The following is a 17,000-nucleotide window of genomic DNA, read 5'->3' as shown; positions in this document are numbered from 1 at the left end:
CTCGCATGGCTGAAGCGGTGGAGCTGGAGGCGGGCGGCCGGACCGTGCGGCTGTCCAGCCCGGGGAAGGTGTTCTTCCCGGAGCACGGGTACACCAAGCTCGACGTGGCCCGGTACTACCAGGCCGTCGCCCCCGGCATCCTGCGCGCCCTGCGCGAGCGGCCGACGACCCTCCAGCGCTACCCCGACGGGATCACCGGCGAGTGGTTCTACCAGAAGCGGGCGCCCAAGGGGATGCCCGACTGGATCCCGACCGCGCACATCACCTTCCCCAGCGGGCGCAGCGCCGACGAGATGTGCCCCACCGAGGAGGCGGCCGTGCTGTGGGCCGCCCAGTACGGCACCCTCACCTTCCACCCCTGGCCGGTGCGCCGCGACGACGTCGACCACCCCGACGAACTGCGCATCGACCTCGACCCGCAGCCCGGGACGGATTACGACGACGCCGCCCGCGCCGCGCACGAACTGCGGGCGGTGCTGGAGGAGTTCGGCGGGCTGCGCGGCTGGCCCAAGACCTCCGGCGGGCGCGGCATCCACGTCTTCGTGCCGATCGAGCCGCGCTGGACCTTCACCCAGGTGCGGCGCGCCGCCATCGCCGTGGGCCGTGAGATGGAACGGCGGATGCCCGACCGGGTCACCATCAAGTGGTGGAAGGAGGAGCGCGGCGAGCGCATCTTCATCGACTACAACCAGACCGCCCGCGACCGCACCATCGCGTCCGCCTACTCCGTGCGGCCCCGCCCGCACGCGCCCGTCTCAGCCCCGCTGACCTGGGACGAGGTGGGGGTGGCGCACCCGCAGGACTTCGACATCACGACCATGCCCGCGCGCTTCGCCGAACTCGGCGACGTGCACGCGGGCATGGACGACACGAGGTACTCCCTCGACGCGCTGCTGGAGCTGGCGACGAAGGACGAGCACGACCACGGGCTCGGTGATCTGCCGTACCCGCCCGAGTATCCGAAGATGCCGGGCGAACCGAGCCGGGTCCAGCCCAGCCGGGCCAGGAAGAAGGCTCCCGGCCCGGACTGAGCCACGACGCCGACCCCTAGAGGTCCTTGATCCGGACGTCGCGGTACGAGATCACGTCCGACGTGCTGTGCACCTGCAGTCCGACGTAGCCGGAGGCGAACCGCCGCCCGTCCGTGCCCGGGTCGTCCGAGCGCTCGGGGTAGAAGGTCTGCCCGCCGAAGTTGTCGAACTCGTTGATCAGCACACCGTTGCGGTAGATCGAGTAGTGCTGGTCCACCACCCGGATCTCGTAGTCGTTCCAGGTGCCCTTCTCGGTGACGCCCGCGCCGGCCAGGCCGACCCGGTCGAAGCCGTAGACGGACCCGGACTTGTACATGTCGCCGGTCGGGCTGTCGAACGCCTGGATCTCGTGCCCGTACTTGATGGCGACCCACTCCGGACGCGACTCCTCCGGGTGGTCGTGCACCTGCGGGAAGCGCACGAAGACGCCGCCGTTGGTGTTCGCCGTGCCCGCCGCGTCGTCACGCCACTGGAGCTTGAGCGAGAAGTCGCCGTACTTGCGCTCGGGGAACCACAGCATGCCCATGCCGGGCGTGCTGGTGCTGGAGGTGATCGACCCGTCCGCGTTCAGCGCGAACGAACCGCCGCCCACCTGCTCCCACTTGGCGAAGGACTCCTGGCTGCCGTCGAGGATCGTGCGGTAGCCCTCGGTCTGACCGGGCCGGCCGATCTTCGACTGCTTGGCGGCCTTGTTGATCGCCCGGTACTCCCGCTTGTCGACGACGCCCTCGTCCAGGAGCGCGTCCATGACCTCGCGGACGTGCTTGAGGAAGAGCGCCTGGGACGTCCACTCCTTCTCGTCCTCGATCATCTCGTTGATCCGGCACCGGTTGTTGGTGACCCGGTTCGGCACTCCCGAGTCGACCGTGCCGACGATCACCGTGAGGCGCTCGTCGTACTCCGGGCAGGGCGGCGGCGGCACCTGGCCCGCCACCACCGTGAAGCTCACCGTCAGCGGCTCGGAGGTGTTGCCCGCCTGGTCGCTCGCCCGGTAGGCCACGGTGTGCCGGCCCACCCGGTCCACGACCACCGGGTCGGTGTACGCCAGGTAGGGCCCGGCGTCCAGCGAGTACTCCACACCGGCGACGCCGGAACCGCCCTCGTCCGCGGCGTTCACGGTCACCTTCGCGCTGCCGACGTAGGCGCCGTCGGAGTTCTTGGTGCCGTCCACGGTCGCGCCGGTGACCGGCGGGGTGGTGTCCTGCGGGGGAGCGGCCGCCACGGTGAAGGCGACGCTCTTCTCCGCGGCGACGTTGCCCGCCTTGTCGGTGGCCCGGTAGCGCACGGTGTGCTCGCCGACCTCGTGCACCATGACCGGCGCCGTGTACGCCGTCCAGGCGCCGTCGCCGACCGCGTACTCGATGGTGTTGACGCCGGAACCGGTGTCGGAGGCGGTGACGGTCACCGTCGCCATGTCGATGTAGGCGCCCTCGGCGTTCTTCTCGCCGCTGACCGTCGCCGAGGTCTCCGGCGCGGTCGTGTCGTCGGTGTCCGGCGCGGCCACGGCGAACGTGACGCTCTTCTCCTCGGCGGCGTTGCCCGCCTTGTCGAACGCCCGGTAGCGCACCGTGTGCTCGCCGACCTGGTCGACGACGACCGGCGTGGTGTACGGCTGCCAGGCGCCGTCGGCACCGAGCGCGTACTCGATCCGCTCGACGCCGGAGCCGCCCTCGTCGGTGGCGGCGAGCGTCACGGTCGCGGAACCGACGTACGCGCCGTCGGCGTTCTGCGTGCCGCCCACCTCGGCCGAGGTCGCCGGCGCCGTGGTGTCCTCGCCACCGCCGCCCTCGGTCACCACGAGCACGCCCGTCATCTGGCCGTGGCCCGGGATCGTGCAGTGGTACATGTACGTGCCGGGGGTGAGGGTGACCTCGGCGGTGTGCTTGCCGCCCTGGTCGTCGTTCGGGTTGGCCAGGATGTTCAGCTGGACGTCCTGGTTGTACTCGGGATCGCTGGTCACGAACGTCAGCGTGTGCGGCATGCCGGTGGTGTTGCCGGTGGCCTCACTGTTCTCGAAGACGATCGTGGCCGGACCGGCCACCGCCGTCTCGGGCGCCGACGTGTACTTGGTGATGTCGTCACCGGCCGTCCAGGTGAGCACCTGGTCGGCGGCGGCCGCGGTGGGCGCCGCCGCGGGCTGCCCGGAGGCGGACGTCGCCTGCAGACCGAGGACCATCAGCAGGCCGGCCAACAGCGCGGCCCACATTCTTCGTTGGCGTATCACTCGGACCCCCTCGCCAGCTGTCCGGCGGCCGGCGTCGGCCCACCGCCCTCGTAGGTGACCCTCCACAGGGCCGACTTGGAGTCCGAGGTGAAGAAGCCGCGGCCGTAGTCCAGGACGTACAGCGCGCCGTCCGGGCCGAACTTCCAGCCCATCAGGTTCTTGATGCCGTCGTTGCCGACCGGCACGATCTTCTTCAGGGACTCCGAGTGCACCGGCAGACCGCCGTCGCCCTGCGTCTTCGGGTCCATCAGCACCGCGTTGCGCGGCTGGTCGGAGTCGTAGAAGTCACCGACGAACCACTTGCCGTCCCAGTACGCGGGCCACTTGGTGTCACTGGTGCTGTCGGCGTCGTAGCGGTAGACCGGGCCGTTCATCGCGGCCTGGCCGCCGCCCTTGAGCCAGGGCAGCTTGTACGTGGCCTCGTCCTGCTCGTACGACGGGACGCCGTTCTCGTCGCGCGGGTAGTCCGGGCCGCCGCCCTGCGGCGAGTACCAGATGTTGTTGCCGGTCACCGGCGGCAGGTTGACCAGGCCGTCGTTGTTCGGCGACTCGTTCTTCGGGTGGTCGCAGTCGTACCAGCCCAGCGGCTTCGACGGGTCCGGCAGGTTCCGGTCCCGGTACGGCTGCTTGTTGCCCATGCAGTACGGCCAGCCGCGGTTGCTCGCCTCGGTGATGGTGGCGAACGTGTCGTACTTGGCCGGACCCCACGTCGGCGACGGAGCACCGGCGTCCGGGCCGACCCAGCCCGCGTACAGGGTGTCGGTCTTCTTGTCGACGGAGATGCGCGCCGGGTTGCGCACACCCATCACGTAGATCTCGCCGCGCGTCTTGCCACCGCCCTCGGCGGTCTCCTTGCCGGTGAAGAGGTTGCCCTCCGGGAGCGTGTACGTCCCGTCCGGCTCCGGGTGGATGCGCAGGATCTTGCCGTTGAGGTTGTTGGTGTTGCCGGCGGTGCGGCGCGCGTCGGCGAAGGACACGCCCTTGAAGTTGGGCTCCGGGTTGTTGCCGGAGTAACCGTCGCTGAAACCACTGGAGTTGTTGTCACCGGTGGCGATGTACAGGTTCCCCTTGGAGTCCCAGGCCATCCCGCCGCCCGCGTGGCAGCAGCTGTGGATCTGCACCGGCCACTTCAGCAGCACCTTCTCGCTGCCCAGGTCCAGCTTGTTGGTGGCCTTGTCGAGGGTGAAGCGGGAGACCCGCCGCTCGGCCATGTGGGTGTCCCGGTTGATCTGGGAGTGCGGGGTGTAGTGCAGGTACACCCCCCCGTTCTCCTCGAATGCCGGGTCCAGTTCGATGCCGAGCAGGCCTTCCTCGACCTTGGTCAGCTCGTCGCCGCCGCCCTTGTTGCCGAAGACGGTCAGCGCGCCGGCCAGGGTGACCTTGTCGGTCTTCGGGTCCCAGACGTGGATCTCGCCGGTGCCCTTGCCGACGTTCGGGTCGTTCCAGTCGGTCACCACGGGGTGCGAGGAGTCCGTGCCGCCGCGGCCGATGTAGAAGACGCGGCCGTCGGGGGCGGTGACCAGGCCGTGCGGTTCGCCGATCTGGTCGTTCTGGCCGGGCTGGTTGGGCTCGGTGAGCCGCTCGGCCTTGTAGTTGCCGTCGATGGTCGCCTTGCAGTCGGCCTGCGACAGCCGGGTCGTCCACATCAGGGCACCGCGCAGATGGCTGCGGAAGTCGGTCTCGTCGTACGACGACACCGTGCCGCCCATGCCGGTGTAGAAGGACCGGCCGCCGTCGTAGTCGCGGCACCAGCTGACCGGGTGGTCCCAGCCGTTGGCGCTCGCGCCGGGCGCGTACGTCGACTCGCGCACCCGGGCCACGGTGTGCACGTCGCCGGACGGGTTCTCCTTCCAGTTCAGCCACTGGTCGGGGCGCTTCCACTCCAACGGCAGGTCCTTGGTGGCCGGATGCCGCCGGTCACCGACCTCGACCGTGGCACGCTGGACCTTCGTCGGACTGTCGGCGGCCGGACGCGCGCCGACCAGACCGGTGAACCAGTCCGAGTACGGCTCCGCGCGGGCCGCGTCGTGGACGCCGAGGAATCCGCCCCCGGCCTCCATGTAGGCCTCCAGGCCCGCCTCCTGGGCGGGCGTCAGGACGTCGCCGCCGCCGGTCAGGAACACGACCGCGTTGAACCGGCCGAGCTTCTTCCCGTTGGTGAAGACGTCGGCGTTGTCCGTGGCCTCGACCTTGAAGCGTCCCTCGGCCGGGCCGGACAGCCCGATCCGCTCGATGGCCGCGATCCCGGCGTTCACGACCGGAGACTCGTCCCCGGCCGCGGCGGACCCGTAGAAGATCAGCACCCGTACGTTGGCGCCGCCCGGCGGCGACTTGATCGACATCGTTGTCAGGGATGGGTCCGGCGCCGGACGTGCGCTGGCGGCAGGGCCGGCCAGCAGTCCCGCGGCGACGAAAGCGGCGGTGGCGCACGCCGCCCAGCCTCTTCTTCTCGCGCTCAACCCTCTTAAGGGCATGGGCACCTCCTCGGTCACGGCAGCAGCGGAAAGGAAGCTAGACCTCTTTGCGCGGTACGCCAATAGGTATGACCGGGATCGAACGAACTTTGTCCTGACTGTGGATAAACGCGGCGGCAACCGGTACGGTCCCACAGGTTCGTCACAGCCAATCAGGTCCTGGGTGCGCGCACATTCCGTATCGGCGTGGGGAGTTGGGCATGGACAGGCGAGGCTTCAATCGACGGGTACTGCTGGGCGGCGCGGCCGCCGCGACATCGTTGTCCATCGCCCCGGAGGCCGTGGGCGCACCGCCCGCGGCCAAGGGGATCACCGCGAGGACGGCGCCGGCCGGGGGCGAGGTGAGACACATCAAGATGTACGCCGAGAAGCTGCCCGACGGGCAGATGGGCTACGGCTTCGAGAAGGGCAAGGCCTCCGTCCCGGGCCCGCTGATCGAGCTGAACGAGGGCGACACGCTGCACATCGAGTTCACCAACACCATGGACGTGCGGGCCAGTCTGCACGTCCACGGCCTGGACTACGAGATCTCCAGCGACGGCACCGCGATGAACAAGAGCGACGTCGAGCCCGGCGGCACCCGCACCTACACCTGGCGCACCCACACACCGGGACGCCGCAGCGACGGCACCTGGCGGCCGGGCAGCGCGGGCTACTGGCACTACCACGACCACGTGGTCGGCACCGAACACGGCACCGGCGGCATCCGCAAGGGCCTGTACGGGCCGGTGATCGTGCGCCGCAAGGGCGACGTGCTGCCGGACGCCACGCACACCATCGTCTTCAACGACATGACCATCAACAACCGCGCCCCGCACACCGGTCCCGACTTCGAGGCCACCGTGGGCGACCGGGTCGAGATCGTCATGATCACGCACGGCGAGTACTACCACACCTTCCACATGCACGGTCACCGCTGGGCGGACAACCGCACCGGCATCCTCACCGGGCCCGACGACCCCTCCCGCGTCATCGACAACAAGATCACCGGCCCGGCGGACTCCTTCGGCTTCCAGATCGTCGCCGGGGAGGGGGTGGGCGCCGGGGCGTGGATGTACCACTGCCACGTGCAGAGCCACTCCGACATGGGGATGGTGGGCCTGTTCCTGGTGAAGAAGCCGGACGGCACGATCCCCGGGTACGAGCCGCACGACCACGGCGGGACGGCCACGAAGAGCGGGACGGCCACGAAGAGCGGGGCGACGGGGGGCGAGGCACCCGCGGACGAGGCACCCGCACACGACCACGTGCACGAGCACTGAGCCGACGCCGGCCGGCCGATCGCGTCACCGACGGGCCGGCCCGCCGCACACCCGCCCGAGCCGACCACCGCACCAGCACGTTTCCCACCCCGAGAGAGCTCCCTCCCGCGCCGCGGCCTGCCGCTATCCTGAGCCGCAGCCGCCGAGGAGGAGCCGCCCGTGACCGAGACCGCGCCGCGCCCCACGCTCGAGGCCGTGGCCGAGCGCGCCGGGGTCTCGCGGGCCACCGTGTCCCGCGTGGTCAACGGCGCCCACGGGGTGCGGGACGCGCTGGCCGAGCGGGTCAGGCGTGCCGTGGAGGAACTCGGATACGTGCCCAACCAGGCCGCCCGCTCCCTGGTGACCCGGCGCCACCGGGCCGTCGCCGTCGTCGCCGCCGAACCGGAGACACGGGTCTTCGCCGACCCCTACTTCGCCCAGCAACTGCGCGGCATCAGCAAGGAACTGACGGCCCACGACAACCAGCTCGTGCTGCTGCTCACCGAGGGCCGCGAGGACCACGCCCGGGTCGGCCGCTACCTGGCCGGCGGGCACGTCGACGGCGCCCTCGTCTTCTCCCTGCACCTCGACGACCCGCTGCCCGGCCTGGTCCGCGGCGCCGGCCTGCCGACCGTGTTCGGCGGGCGCCCCGACTGGGAGGACGGACGGGGCGAGGTGGTCTACGTGGACAGCGACAACCGCGGCGGCGCCCGTTCGGCCGTCCGGCACCTGGCCGGGCTCGGCCGTACCCGCGTCGCCCACATCACCGGCCCGCTCGACCAGACCTCCGCGGCCGACCGGCTGGCGGGCTTCCGCGAGGTCCGGCCCGACGCCGACCCGGGGCTCGTCGCGCCGGGCGACTTCACCTCGGGCGGCGGGGAGCGGGCGATGCGGGAACTGCTCGACCGGTGCCCCGGCCTGGACGCGGTGTTCGCGGCCAACGACCTCACCGCGGCGGGCGCCCTGCGGGTGCTGCGCGAACGCGGGCGGCGGGTGCCGGACGACGTGGCCGTAGTGGGCTTCGACGACATGCTGCCCGTCGCCGAGGAGACCGACCCGCCGCTGACCACCGTCCGCCAGGACATCGAGGGCATGGGCCGGCTGATGGCCCGCCTGCTGCTGCGCGGCCTGGACGGCGTGACGGTCGACGACGCCCCCCGGACCCCGACCGCCACCGCGCCCGGTGTGATCCTGCCGACCACCCTCGTGCGCCGCGCCACGGCGTGAGCCGGTCGCGCGCCCGCGTCGCCCGGGCCGCACTCCCGGCTCGGACGCGGGGAACGCCCGCGCGCGAGCCGGGCACCGTCCCGCGGGCACGAGAGCGCGACACGCCGGTACCCGGACCCTGGTGCCGGGCCGCGACGTGAGCGCGCGTCGGGGCGCCCCCGCCGGGCGTGCCCCGCTCCCTGCGGCCGGCGCCGCCACAGCGTGAGCCGGTCGCGCGTGCCGGGCCGCGACGTGAGCGCGCACGTCGGACGCGACGCACCCCGTCGGACGCGCCCCCACCAGGCGTGCCCCCGCCAGGCGTGCCCTCGCCCCCTACCCCTGGCGCGGCGCCGGCTTGAGCACCGCGAACCGGGCGCCGTACGGGTCGGCGAGCCGTGCCACGCGGCCGACGCCCGGGATGTCCGTCGCGGGCACGCCCACCGAGCCGCCCAGCTCCGTGGTCCGCGCGACCACGGCGTCCGCGTCGTCGACCGCGATGTACGGCAGCCACCCGGCGTGCGTGCCGGCCGGGTCCTCGGTGAGCGGGACGACGCCGCCGAACATCGCCTCCTCGCCCTCTCCGGCCGGATTGACGCAGGTGTAGGAGCCGCCGGGGAAGGAGACGGCGGAGGTCTCCAGGCCCAGCACCGCCCGGTAGTACGCGGCGGCGGCCGCGATGTCCGCCGTGTGCAGCTCCACCCAGCACAGCGCGCCGGTCTCGCCGGCCGCGTCCAGACCGGCGCGCTGCCCCGGCTGCCAGATGCCGAACGGCACCCCGGCCCGGTCGCTGAGGATCGCCACGGTGCCCTGGTCCATGACCTCCGCCGGCTGCACGACGACGCCGCCGTGTGCCTGCTCGGAGGCCTTGGCGGCGGCCCGGGCGTCCGGGGCCTGGAAGTACACCGTCCAGGACGGCGGGCCCTGCTCCTCGGTCGTCTCCATGCCGCCGGCCACGATCCGGCCGTCCAGCTCGAAGAAGCCGTAACCCCCGGCCTCCGGTCCCGCCGACCGGAACCGCCAGCCGAAGAGGCCGTTGTAGAAGGACGTGGCGCCGTCGAGGTCGGGGGTGCCGACGTCGAGCCAGTTCGGAGCGCCGGTGACGAAACGGGTGGTGAGCATGATCGCCCTCCTCGGAAGGGTCCCGTTGCCTGCACTGACGAGTCTTCCACCGACCACTGACAATCGCTTCCGCGCGCCGCCGTGTGCCGCCGTGCGCGACGGAGGACGATCTGATCGGCTGCGGGTGCCGGACGCCCGGCGTTGATGACGTGTTGATCGAACGTTTTTCGCCTCCCGGCACGCTGCTGCCCATGCACATCGAGACCATCGCGACGCCCGACCTCAGCTGGCAGGAGCAGGCGTTGTGCGCGCAGACCGGCGGCGACTTCTTCTTCCCCGAGCCCGGCAGCTCCGTACGGGACGCGAAGCGCATCTGCGCCCTGTGCCCGATCCGCTCGGCCTGCCTGGAGTTCGCCATCAGCAACGACGAGCGCTTCGGCGTGTGGGGCGGGCTGTCGGAGAAGGAGCGGCTGGCCCTGCGGCGCACCGCAACCGGAGCGGGCCACCGGTAATTCGCTGTGCCGCACCCGCCGCACCGGGCAGAATCCCCGGCATGCCCCGACCCGCCGCACAGCACGAGGCCGAGAGCCTGCTGCACGCCCTCGATCCGCTCGCCCACCCGCAGCGCATGCGGGAACTCGTGGCGCGCACGCGCCGGTCGGCGGATCCGCGGCCGCTGCTCGCCGAGCTGGAGCGGCACGGAGCGTGCGGACGCCGGCTCGCCGTCGTCGCCGCGTCCGCCGTCCGCGACACCGAGTGGATCGCGGACCGGATCGCCGACCCCGACCCGTACGTGCGCGGCCACGCCCTGCGGATGGCCGGCACGCTGGGCGTGCCCGACGCCGCCTTCGAGGCGGGCCTCGCCGACGCCCCCGAGGCGGTCCGCCGGGGTCTGCTGCGTTCCGTCGCCGGCGGCGGACGCCCCGGCCTCGCCGACCGGCTGGTCGACGGAGTGCGCCGCGACTGGGGCGACACCGAGGCGACCCGTCTGCTGCCCGGCTGCACCGCGCCGACGGTCGCCCGTCTGCTGCCCGGCCTCCTGCACGCCGTCCAGTCCTGGAACGCGCTCGCCGGGCGGCACCGCACGACCCTGTTCGACGCGCTGGAGACGGAGCTGGCCGCGCGGCCCGAAGCCCTGCGCGACTCCTGGTGGAGCCGGTACGCGCCCGCGGTGGCCGCGCTCGCGCCCGCCGAACCCGCGCGGGTCCTGCGGCTGCTGGAGGAGCGGGGACCGAGCCGCCTGCCGCACGAACTGCGCGGTCACCTCCCCGCGTTCGCCGGCGCCGACCCGCGGCGCGTGCTGCGCCTCCTGACCACGCCCGCCTGGACCTGTGCCGTCGGCGTCCGCGGGCTGGGACGCACGGCGCTGTACCGGCTGACCCGCACCGACTCGCCCGAACTCCACGCCTACGCCAGGTCCCTGCTCCCCTTCGGCGACCTGCCGCAGCTGCTGAAGGCACTCCCGCCCGCCCGGCGCCACGCCCTGTGGACGGCAGTGCGCGAAGGACGGGGGACCGGCGCCACCGGCGTCGACCAGGCGCTCCTCGAAGTGCTGCCGCGCCGCCACGCCGCGCACGAGGCCCGGGAGGCCGCCGCACGCGCACGGGAGGCGGGCGCGCACGAGAACACGGTCCTCCTCGCCGAGTCCTTCCTCCCCGTGGCCGAGGTCCACGACCGCCTGCTGGCCGCCACCCGGCGCCCGGACGCCGACGACCGCGCCCGTGCCTGGCTCCTGCTGACCGGCAACGCCGCACGCTCCGGCGACCCGGCCGCCGTCACCGCCGTACTGGAGGACATGGCGCGGCTGCGCAACGAGCAGGACCCGGTGCGGAGCACCGCGCTCCGGGCGGCGCACGGCATCCCGGCCGCGCTGTTCACCGAGGAGGCCGCACCCCACCTGGCCCGCCTCGCCACCGACGCCGTCGAGGCCCGCGACTCCTCGCCCCAGACCCGCCGGGCCCTCGGCGAACTGGCCCTGGCCGTGCTGGGCGAGCACGCGGCGGGCGGCACGCGCACGCTGGTGAACTGGGCGCTGCGCACCCTCGTCCGGATATCCGGCACCACCGGCGGCGCCGACCTCGGCCGCCTCGACCGCACCCTGCGGCGCGGCCAGGAGCACCAGGTGTACGAGGCGCTGCGCCCGTGGATCGAGGCGGGCGCCGAGAAGGCCGACTACGGCCTCGCCTTCGCGCTGACCCGCGCGGTGGGCCGGCGCGCCGCCGGCATGGCCGAACTCCAGGACCTGCTGTGGCAGGCCGTCCGCCACGGCAACGACACCACCGCGCGCACCGCGATCGGCCTGTGGCTCGAACCCTCCGCCACCCGCGACGAACGCGTGGCCCGCGTCCTCGCCCGCGAACCCTCGGCGGCCGCGCTGGCGCCGGTGCGCGAGGTGGTCGTCCGGCGCCGCACCGACCTGCTCGACCCGCTGCTCGCCGAGGCTCCGCCCTACGGCCGCTTCCTGACCAAGGGCACTCCCTGGTCCGTGCCCGTGACCGCGCACGAGGTGAGCCGGTGGGTGCCGCGCCAGCAGGCCGCGCTGCTCCGGCAGTGCGCCACCCTGGCCGCCGACGCCGGACTGCCCCTGCACGCCCGCGCGAACGCCGTCACGCAGGCCGCCGCCGTGCCCGGGGGAGGGCGCCGGCCTCGTACGCCGCTGGACCGGATCGCCGGCCGTCGTCCTCGCCGAGGCCGCGCTCGCCGCACTGGCCCGCACCGACCGGGCCGCCGAGGCGGTGCCCGAGCTGCTGGCACACGCCGGCGGCGACCGGGCCCGCGTCGCCGTGTACGCGGTCGGCCAGGCGTCCCGGCAGGCGCGCCCGTCCCGGCTCGCGGGCGCCCTGCGGGACGTACTGGAGGCCCCGGACGCCAAGGTGACCAGCCGCAAGGAAGCGGTCCGGCTCGCCGCGGTCCGCCTCCCGGTGCCGGACGCGGCGGCCCTGATCACCGAGGTCTACGCCCGCCCGGGGACCCACCGCGACGTACGCGCCGCCTGTGTCGCCCGCACGACCGGGCTGCTCGCCCGGGAGGAGGCCTGGGACCTGCTGCACGACGCCGCGGGTGGTGCTCCGGTGCTGCGGGCCGCCCTGCTGCGGGCCGTGCCGCAGGACCTGCCCGAGGACCGTCGCGGCCGGTACGCCCGCCTGGTGTGCGAGGTCGCCGGCACCGACGACCGCGCCACCGCGCTCCTCGCCTTCCACGCCCTGGGCCTGTGGGCCCCGTGGTCGGCCGAGGGCGCCCGGACCCTGGCCGGGACCGTCACGGACCTCACGAACCGCGGAACCTGGCACGCGGCGGCGAACGCGCTGATCAGCGCCGCGTCGAGCGCTCCGGAGGGACTCTCCGCCCTGCTGGACACCCTGCGCACGCTGGCCGCGACGGACGCCGGCGAGGACGACGACGCGGGGGAGCGGCGGGACCGGCCGGCCCGGCAGCGCGTCGAGTACCTCGCCGTCGGTCTCGGGGCGCACGGCTTCCGTCCCGGGGAGGCCGTCCGCCCGGCCGCCCGGGCCGCCGCCGAACTGCTCGCGGGGTACGACGCCCACGCGGCGCAGGCGGCCGTGCTCGCGGCCGGCCACGTCGACCTGACTGCCGTACCGCCCCGCCTGGACCGGGTGGCCGCCCTGGTCGGCACCGACCGCCCTGCACTCGCCGTGCGGATCGCCGGTGAGGTCGGTAACCGCCTGCGGAGCCGGCAGTCGGCCGGCGACGCCGCGGTGCTGCTCGCCGAGGCCGGGGAGCTGGCCGGGCACGGCGGCCACGCCCAGGGACTCCTGGCCGTCGCCGTCACCGGCGCGCTCGGCGAACGCGAGGACTGGCCCGCGCCCTGGCGCGCACTGCTGCGCACCCTGCGCCGCCACCCCGTCCCCGACGTACGCGACGCGGCACTGGAGGAGACGACGGTCCACGAATGAGGCCGGCCCCCGCGCGCCGGGAGGGGCGTGCGGGGGCCGGATGCGGAGGGTGCGAGGGGACCGGGCTCGGTCAGTGCGCCGCGCGGGCCGCCATCCGTGCCTTGCGCGCCGCCAGCTTCTCGTCGAACTTGGCGGCCTCGGCGTCCAGCCCGCCCATGTACAGCCCGAGCTCGTCCTGCGCCTGCTGCCCCTCGGGGCCGAGGCCGTCGATCTCCATGATCTTCAGGAAGCGCAGCACGGGCTGGATCACGTCGTCGTGGTGGATGCGCAGGTTGTAGACCTCGCCGATCGCCATCTGCGCGGCGGCCCGCTCGAAGCCGGGCATGCCGTGCCCCGGCATCCGGAAGTTGACCACGACGTCCCGGACCGCCTGCATCGTCAGGTCGGGGGCCAGCTCGAAGGCGGCCTTGAGCAGGTTCCGGTAGAAGACCATGTGCAGGTTCTCGTCGGTCGCGATGCGGGCCAGCATGCGGTCGCAGGCCGGGTCGCCGGACTGGTGGCCCGTGTTGCGGTGCGAGATGCGGGTGGCCAGCTCCTGGAAGGCCACGTACGCCACCGAGTGCAGCATCGAGTGCCGGTTGTCCGACTCGAAGCCCTCACTCATGTGGGCCATGCGGAACTGCTCCAGCTGGTCCGGGTCGACCGCGCGCGAGGCGAGCAGGTAGTCGCGCATCACGATGCCGTGCCGGCCCTCCTCCGCGGTCCAGCGGTGCACCCAGGTGCCCCAGGCGCCGTCGCGGCCGAAGAGGCTGGCGATCTCGTGGTGGTAGCTGGGGAGGTTGTCCTCCGTCAGCAGGTTCACCACCAGGGCGATCCGGCCGATCTCGGTGACCTTCGACTGCCCCTTCTCCCAGGCCTCGCCGTCCTCGAAGATGCCGGGGAAGTTCCGCGCGTCGCTCCACGGCACGTACTCGTGCGGCATCCAGTCCTTGGCGACCTTCAGATGCCGGTTGAGCTCCTTCTCGACCACTTCCTCCAGCGCGTACAGCAGCCGGGCGTCGGTCCAGTCGGCGGAGGTGCCGAGGTGCGGGGAGACGATCGTCACGGAGAACTCCAGGGGACGTGCGACAGTGCGGAGCAGCCGGCGAGCGGTGCCGGGAACCTACGGGATCGTAGGCTACGAAACCGTAGGTTACGAGGGCGTAGGTTAAACGCACTGTAAAGGTCGCTGATCAGCAGCCGTCCGGCGGGGTTCGGCAAGGCCCCGAGATCCGCAGGTCCGGGCCGGGGAACAGTGCTCCGCGCCGTGCTCAGACGTACAGCTCCCGCAGCCGGACCGAGAGGCACGTCACACAGCCCTCCAGCTTCTCGAACTCCCCGATGTCGACGAGCACCGGCTCGTGACCGAGGTCGGCGAGCAGCTCCGCCGTCTTCGGCGCGCTCGCCGCCATCAGCAGCCTGCCGCCGCCGAGCAGCACCACGTGCGCCCCGGACTCCTCCGGCACCGGCAGGAAACGGGGGAACAGCGACGGCACGTCCGTCATCGGGATGTGCCCGATCACCGTCCCGTCCGGCAGCGCAGTGACCGCCGACTTCAGGTGCAGCACCTTGCTCACGGGCACGGCGACGACCCGCGCGCCGAGCGGCTCGAACGCCTCCCGCAGCTGCTGGACACCGGCCGCGTTGGTCCTCCCGCCGCGGCCCACGTAGATCGTGTCGCCGATCTTCAGCACGTCGCCGCCGTCCAGCGTGCCCGGCTCCCACACCCAGTTGACCGAGCAGCCGAGCCGGGCCACGGCCTCCTCGACCCCGGCCGTCTCCGCGCGCCGGGACTCGGCGCCGGGCCGCGTGATGAGCGCGACGTTGCGGTACATGACGACCGTGTCCTCGACGAACACCGAGTCCGGGCAGTCGTCGGCCGGATCCACCTCCAGCGTCTCCCAGCCGTGCGCTCCCAGGGCCTCGACGTAGGCGTCCCACTGCTCGACGGCGAGACCGTGATCGACCTTCTCCCGCTCGATGTGCGTCACCAGCCCTTCGGCGAGCCGGGGACCGGGACGGCGGACGAGAGCCTTCTTGCTGGGCACGCGGAACCTTTCGCATCGGCGCGCACACGGCGCGGATCGTGGCCGGGGGACCGGCGCCCCTTGCGCGGCGCCGGTTCGCCATCATGCAGCGGGGACCCGGCCCGGCGGAACCCCCGGCAGCCCCTCGTGGCCCTCCTGAGACGCTCGGGGGCGCTAGGCGGGACGTCCGACGGATTCCGGGGTGGTCTCCCTCAGTTCTCCCTCCTCGAACAGCAGCCAGCGGGTGATGCCGAGCGACTCCAGGAACGGCAGGTCGTGGCCGGCCACGATCAGTGCCCCCTCGTAGGACTCCAGCGCCGTCGTGAGCTGCCGTACGCTCGCCATGTCCAGGTTGTTCGTCGGCTCGTCCAGCATCAGCAGCTGCGGCGCGGGGTCGGCCAGCATCAGCGCGGCCAGCGCCGCCCGGAAGCGTTCGCCGCCGGACAGGGTCGACGCCTGCTGGTCGGCGCGGGCGCCCCGGAACAGGAAGCGCGCCAGCCGCGCCCGGACCCGGTTGTTGGTGGCGCCCGGTGCGAACCGGGCCACGTTCTCGGCGACGCTCAGCTCCCCGTCGAGGACGTCCAGGCGTTGCGGCAGGAACCGCAGCGGCACGTGCGCCGTCGCCTCGCCCGCCACCGGGTCCAGCTCCCCGGCGATGGTGCGCAGCAGCGTGGTCTTGCCCGCGCCGTTGCGTCCGAGCAGCGCGATCCGCTCGGGGCCGTGCAGATCGAAGCCGCCCTCCACGCGGGCGCCGTGGGCCAGCTCGAGGTCCCGCAGGGTGAGCACGGTCCGGCCCGGCGGTACGGCCGTGTACGGCAGGTCGACGCGGATCTCGTCGTCGTCCCGCACGGCCTCCACCGCGTCGTCGAGCCGTTCCTTCGCCTCGGCCAGCTTCTCCTCGTGCATGATGCGGTACTTGCCGGCCGACTGCTGCGCCGTGCGGGCACGCAGCTTCATGACCGCCCGGGGTTCGCGCTTGGTGTCGTACATCTTCTGTCCGTAGCGTTTGCGCCGGGCCAGGACGACCTGGGCGTCGGCCAGTTCGCGCTTCTGCTTGCGCAGATCGGACTCGGCGACCCGCACCATCCGCTCGGCCGCCTCCTGCTCCACGGCCAGCGCCTCCTCGTACGCCGACAGGTTTCCGCCGTACCAGGTGACCGAGCCGGAACGCAGATCGGCGATCTGGTCGACCAGTTCCAGCAGCTCGCGGTCGTGGCTGACCACGACCAGCACGCCCGGCCAGGACCGCACGGCCGCGTACAGCCGCCGGCGCGCGTACACGTCGAGGTTGTTGGTGGGCTCGTCCAGGAGCAGGACGTCCGGCCGGCTCAGCAGCAGCGCGGCCAGGCGCAGCAGCACCGACTCGCCCCCCGAGACCTCGCCGACGGTGCGGTCGAGCCCCAGGTGGCCGAGCCCCAGCTCGCCGAGCGCGGCCAGTGCGCGTTCCTCGACGTCCCAGTCGTCGCCGACGGATTCGAAGTGCTCCTCGCTCGCGTCGCCCGCCTCGATGGCGTGCAGCGCGGCCCGCGGCCCGGCGATGCCGAGCGCCTCGTCGACCCGCAGCGCGGTGTCGAGCGTGACGTTCTGCGGCAGGTAGCCCACCTCGCCGGTCACCCGGACGGTGCCCGCGGCAGGGGTGAGCCGTCCGGCGATCAGCTTCAACAGGGTGGACTTCCCGGCTCCGTTGACGCCGACGAGGCCGGTCCTGCCGGGGCCGAAGGCGACGTCGAGGCCGTCGAAGACGGCGGTGCCGTCGGGCCAGGCGAAGGACAGGGACGTACAGGCGAGGGATGTGGGGGAAGTAGACATACGGGGTCTCCGCGGTTGCTCGAAGCGGTCAGGGGC

11 protein-coding genes are annotated in these 17,000 nt (G+C 73.0%); 5 read left to right on the top strand and 6 right to left on the bottom strand.

Annotated elements, in window-relative coordinates; all coding sequences use genetic code 11:
* Positions 1-5: 5 nt before the first annotated feature.
* Positions 6-1,031 (top strand): non-homologous end-joining DNA ligase, encoded by a 1,026-nt coding sequence (ligD, locus tag OHA99_RS04160; protein WP_153176876.1) that lies wholly within the window; start codon positions 6-8, stop codon positions 1,029-1,031.
* Between the two features lie 16 nt (positions 1,032-1,047).
* Here the strand turns inward: ligD and OHA99_RS04155 are convergent, their stop codons facing one another.
* Both OHA99_RS04155 and OHA99_RS04150 read right to left on the bottom strand, forming a co-directional pair.
* Entirely contained in the window at positions 1,048-3,237 is a 2,190-nt protein-coding gene (locus OHA99_RS04155) for an OmpL47-type beta-barrel domain-containing protein (protein WP_405694121.1), read from the bottom strand.
* Between the two features lie 14 nt (positions 3,238-3,251).
* On the bottom strand, positions 3,252-5,729 hold the full coding sequence (locus OHA99_RS04150) for a ThuA domain-containing protein (RefSeq protein WP_405694118.1): 2,478 nt from the start codon (positions 5,727-5,729) through the stop codon (positions 3,252-3,254).
* A gap of 200 nt (positions 5,730-5,929) precedes the next feature.
* Between OHA99_RS04150 and OHA99_RS04145 the strand changes: the two genes are divergently transcribed.
* On the top strand, positions 5,930-6,991 hold the full coding sequence (locus OHA99_RS04145) for a multicopper oxidase domain-containing protein (RefSeq protein ID WP_153176873.1): 1,062 nt from the start codon (positions 5,930-5,932) through the stop codon (positions 6,989-6,991).
* Between the two features lie 159 nt (positions 6,992-7,150).
* The gene (locus OHA99_RS04140; protein ID WP_153176872.1) at positions 7,151-8,197 is read left to right on the top strand and encodes a LacI family DNA-binding transcriptional regulator; all 1,047 of its coding nucleotides are present in this window, start codon (positions 7,151-7,153) and stop codon (positions 8,195-8,197) included.
* 312 nt (positions 8,198-8,509) lie between these two features.
* Here the strand turns inward: OHA99_RS04140 and OHA99_RS04135 are convergent, their stop codons facing one another.
* Positions 8,510-9,295, bottom strand: coding sequence for a VOC family protein (locus tag OHA99_RS04135; RefSeq protein WP_405694115.1), 786 nt, complete (start codon positions 9,293-9,295; stop codon positions 8,510-8,512).
* 191 nt (positions 9,296-9,486) lie between these two features.
* Between OHA99_RS04135 and OHA99_RS04130 the strand changes: the two genes are divergently transcribed.
* Positions 9,487-9,747: a WhiB family transcriptional regulator gene (locus tag OHA99_RS04130; protein WP_153176870.1), complete on the top strand. Its 261-nt coding sequence runs from the start codon at positions 9,487-9,489 to the stop codon at positions 9,745-9,747.
* Positions 9,748-11,970: 2,223 nt separating this feature from the next.
* On the top strand, positions 11,971-13,149 hold the full coding sequence (locus tag OHA99_RS04125) for a hypothetical protein (protein WP_405694112.1): 1,179 nt from the start codon (positions 11,971-11,973) through the stop codon (positions 13,147-13,149).
* Between the two features lie 70 nt (positions 13,150-13,219).
* Here the strand turns inward: OHA99_RS04125 and OHA99_RS04120 are convergent, their stop codons facing one another.
* The 3 genes from OHA99_RS04120 to OHA99_RS04110 form a co-directional block, all read right to left on the bottom strand.
* Positions 13,220-14,194 carry an acyl-ACP desaturase gene (locus OHA99_RS04120; protein ID WP_153176868.1) on the bottom strand — a complete coding sequence of 325 codons (975 nt, stop codon included), beginning with the start codon at positions 14,192-14,194 and terminating at the stop codon, positions 13,220-13,222.
* A 205-nt stretch (positions 14,195-14,399) separates the two neighbouring features.
* Positions 14,400-15,176 carry a dimethylargininase gene (gene ddaH / locus OHA99_RS04115; RefSeq protein ID WP_007389047.1) on the bottom strand — a complete coding sequence of 259 codons (777 nt, stop codon included), beginning with the start codon at positions 15,174-15,176 and terminating at the stop codon, positions 14,400-14,402.
* Positions 15,177-15,329: 153 nt separating this feature from the next.
* Positions 15,330-16,964: an ABC-F family ATP-binding cassette domain-containing protein gene (locus OHA99_RS04110; protein WP_381498732.1), complete on the bottom strand. Its 1,635-nt coding sequence runs from the start codon at positions 16,962-16,964 to the stop codon at positions 15,330-15,332.
* Positions 16,965-17,000 lie beyond the last annotated feature (36 nt).

Origin of the sequence: Streptomyces coelicoflavus (assembly GCF_045041415.1) — a bacterium.
Taxonomy (GTDB): Bacteria; Actinomycetota; Actinomycetes; order Streptomycetales; family Streptomycetaceae; genus Streptomyces; species Streptomyces coelicoflavus.
The sequence above is the reverse complement of the archived record's forward strand: the minus strand, read 5'-3'. Positions and strand labels throughout refer to the sequence as shown.

Coding starts and splice junctions, on each gene's coding strand:
- ligD (WP_153176876.1), top strand. CDS start 6: ATGGCTGAAGCGGTGGAGCTGGAGGCGGGCGGCCGGACCGTGCGGCTG.
- OHA99_RS04155 (WP_405694121.1), bottom strand. CDS start 3,237: ATGTGGGCCGCGCTGTTGGCCGGCCTGCTGATGGTCCTCGGTCTGCAG.
- OHA99_RS04150 (WP_405694118.1), bottom strand. CDS start 5,729: ATGCCCTTAAGAGGGTTGAGCGCGAGAAGAAGAGGCTGGGCGGCGTGC.
- OHA99_RS04145 (WP_153176873.1), top strand. CDS start 5,930: ATGGACAGGCGAGGCTTCAATCGACGGGTACTGCTGGGCGGCGCGGCC.
- OHA99_RS04135 (WP_405694115.1), bottom strand. CDS start 9,295: ATGCTCACCACCCGTTTCGTCACCGGCGCTCCGAACTGGCTCGACGTC.
- OHA99_RS04130 (WP_153176870.1), top strand. CDS start 9,487: ATGCACATCGAGACCATCGCGACGCCCGACCTCAGCTGGCAGGAGCAG.
- OHA99_RS04110 (WP_381498732.1), bottom strand. CDS start 16,964: ATGTCTACTTCCCCCACATCCCTCGCCTGTACGTCCCTGTCCTTCGCC.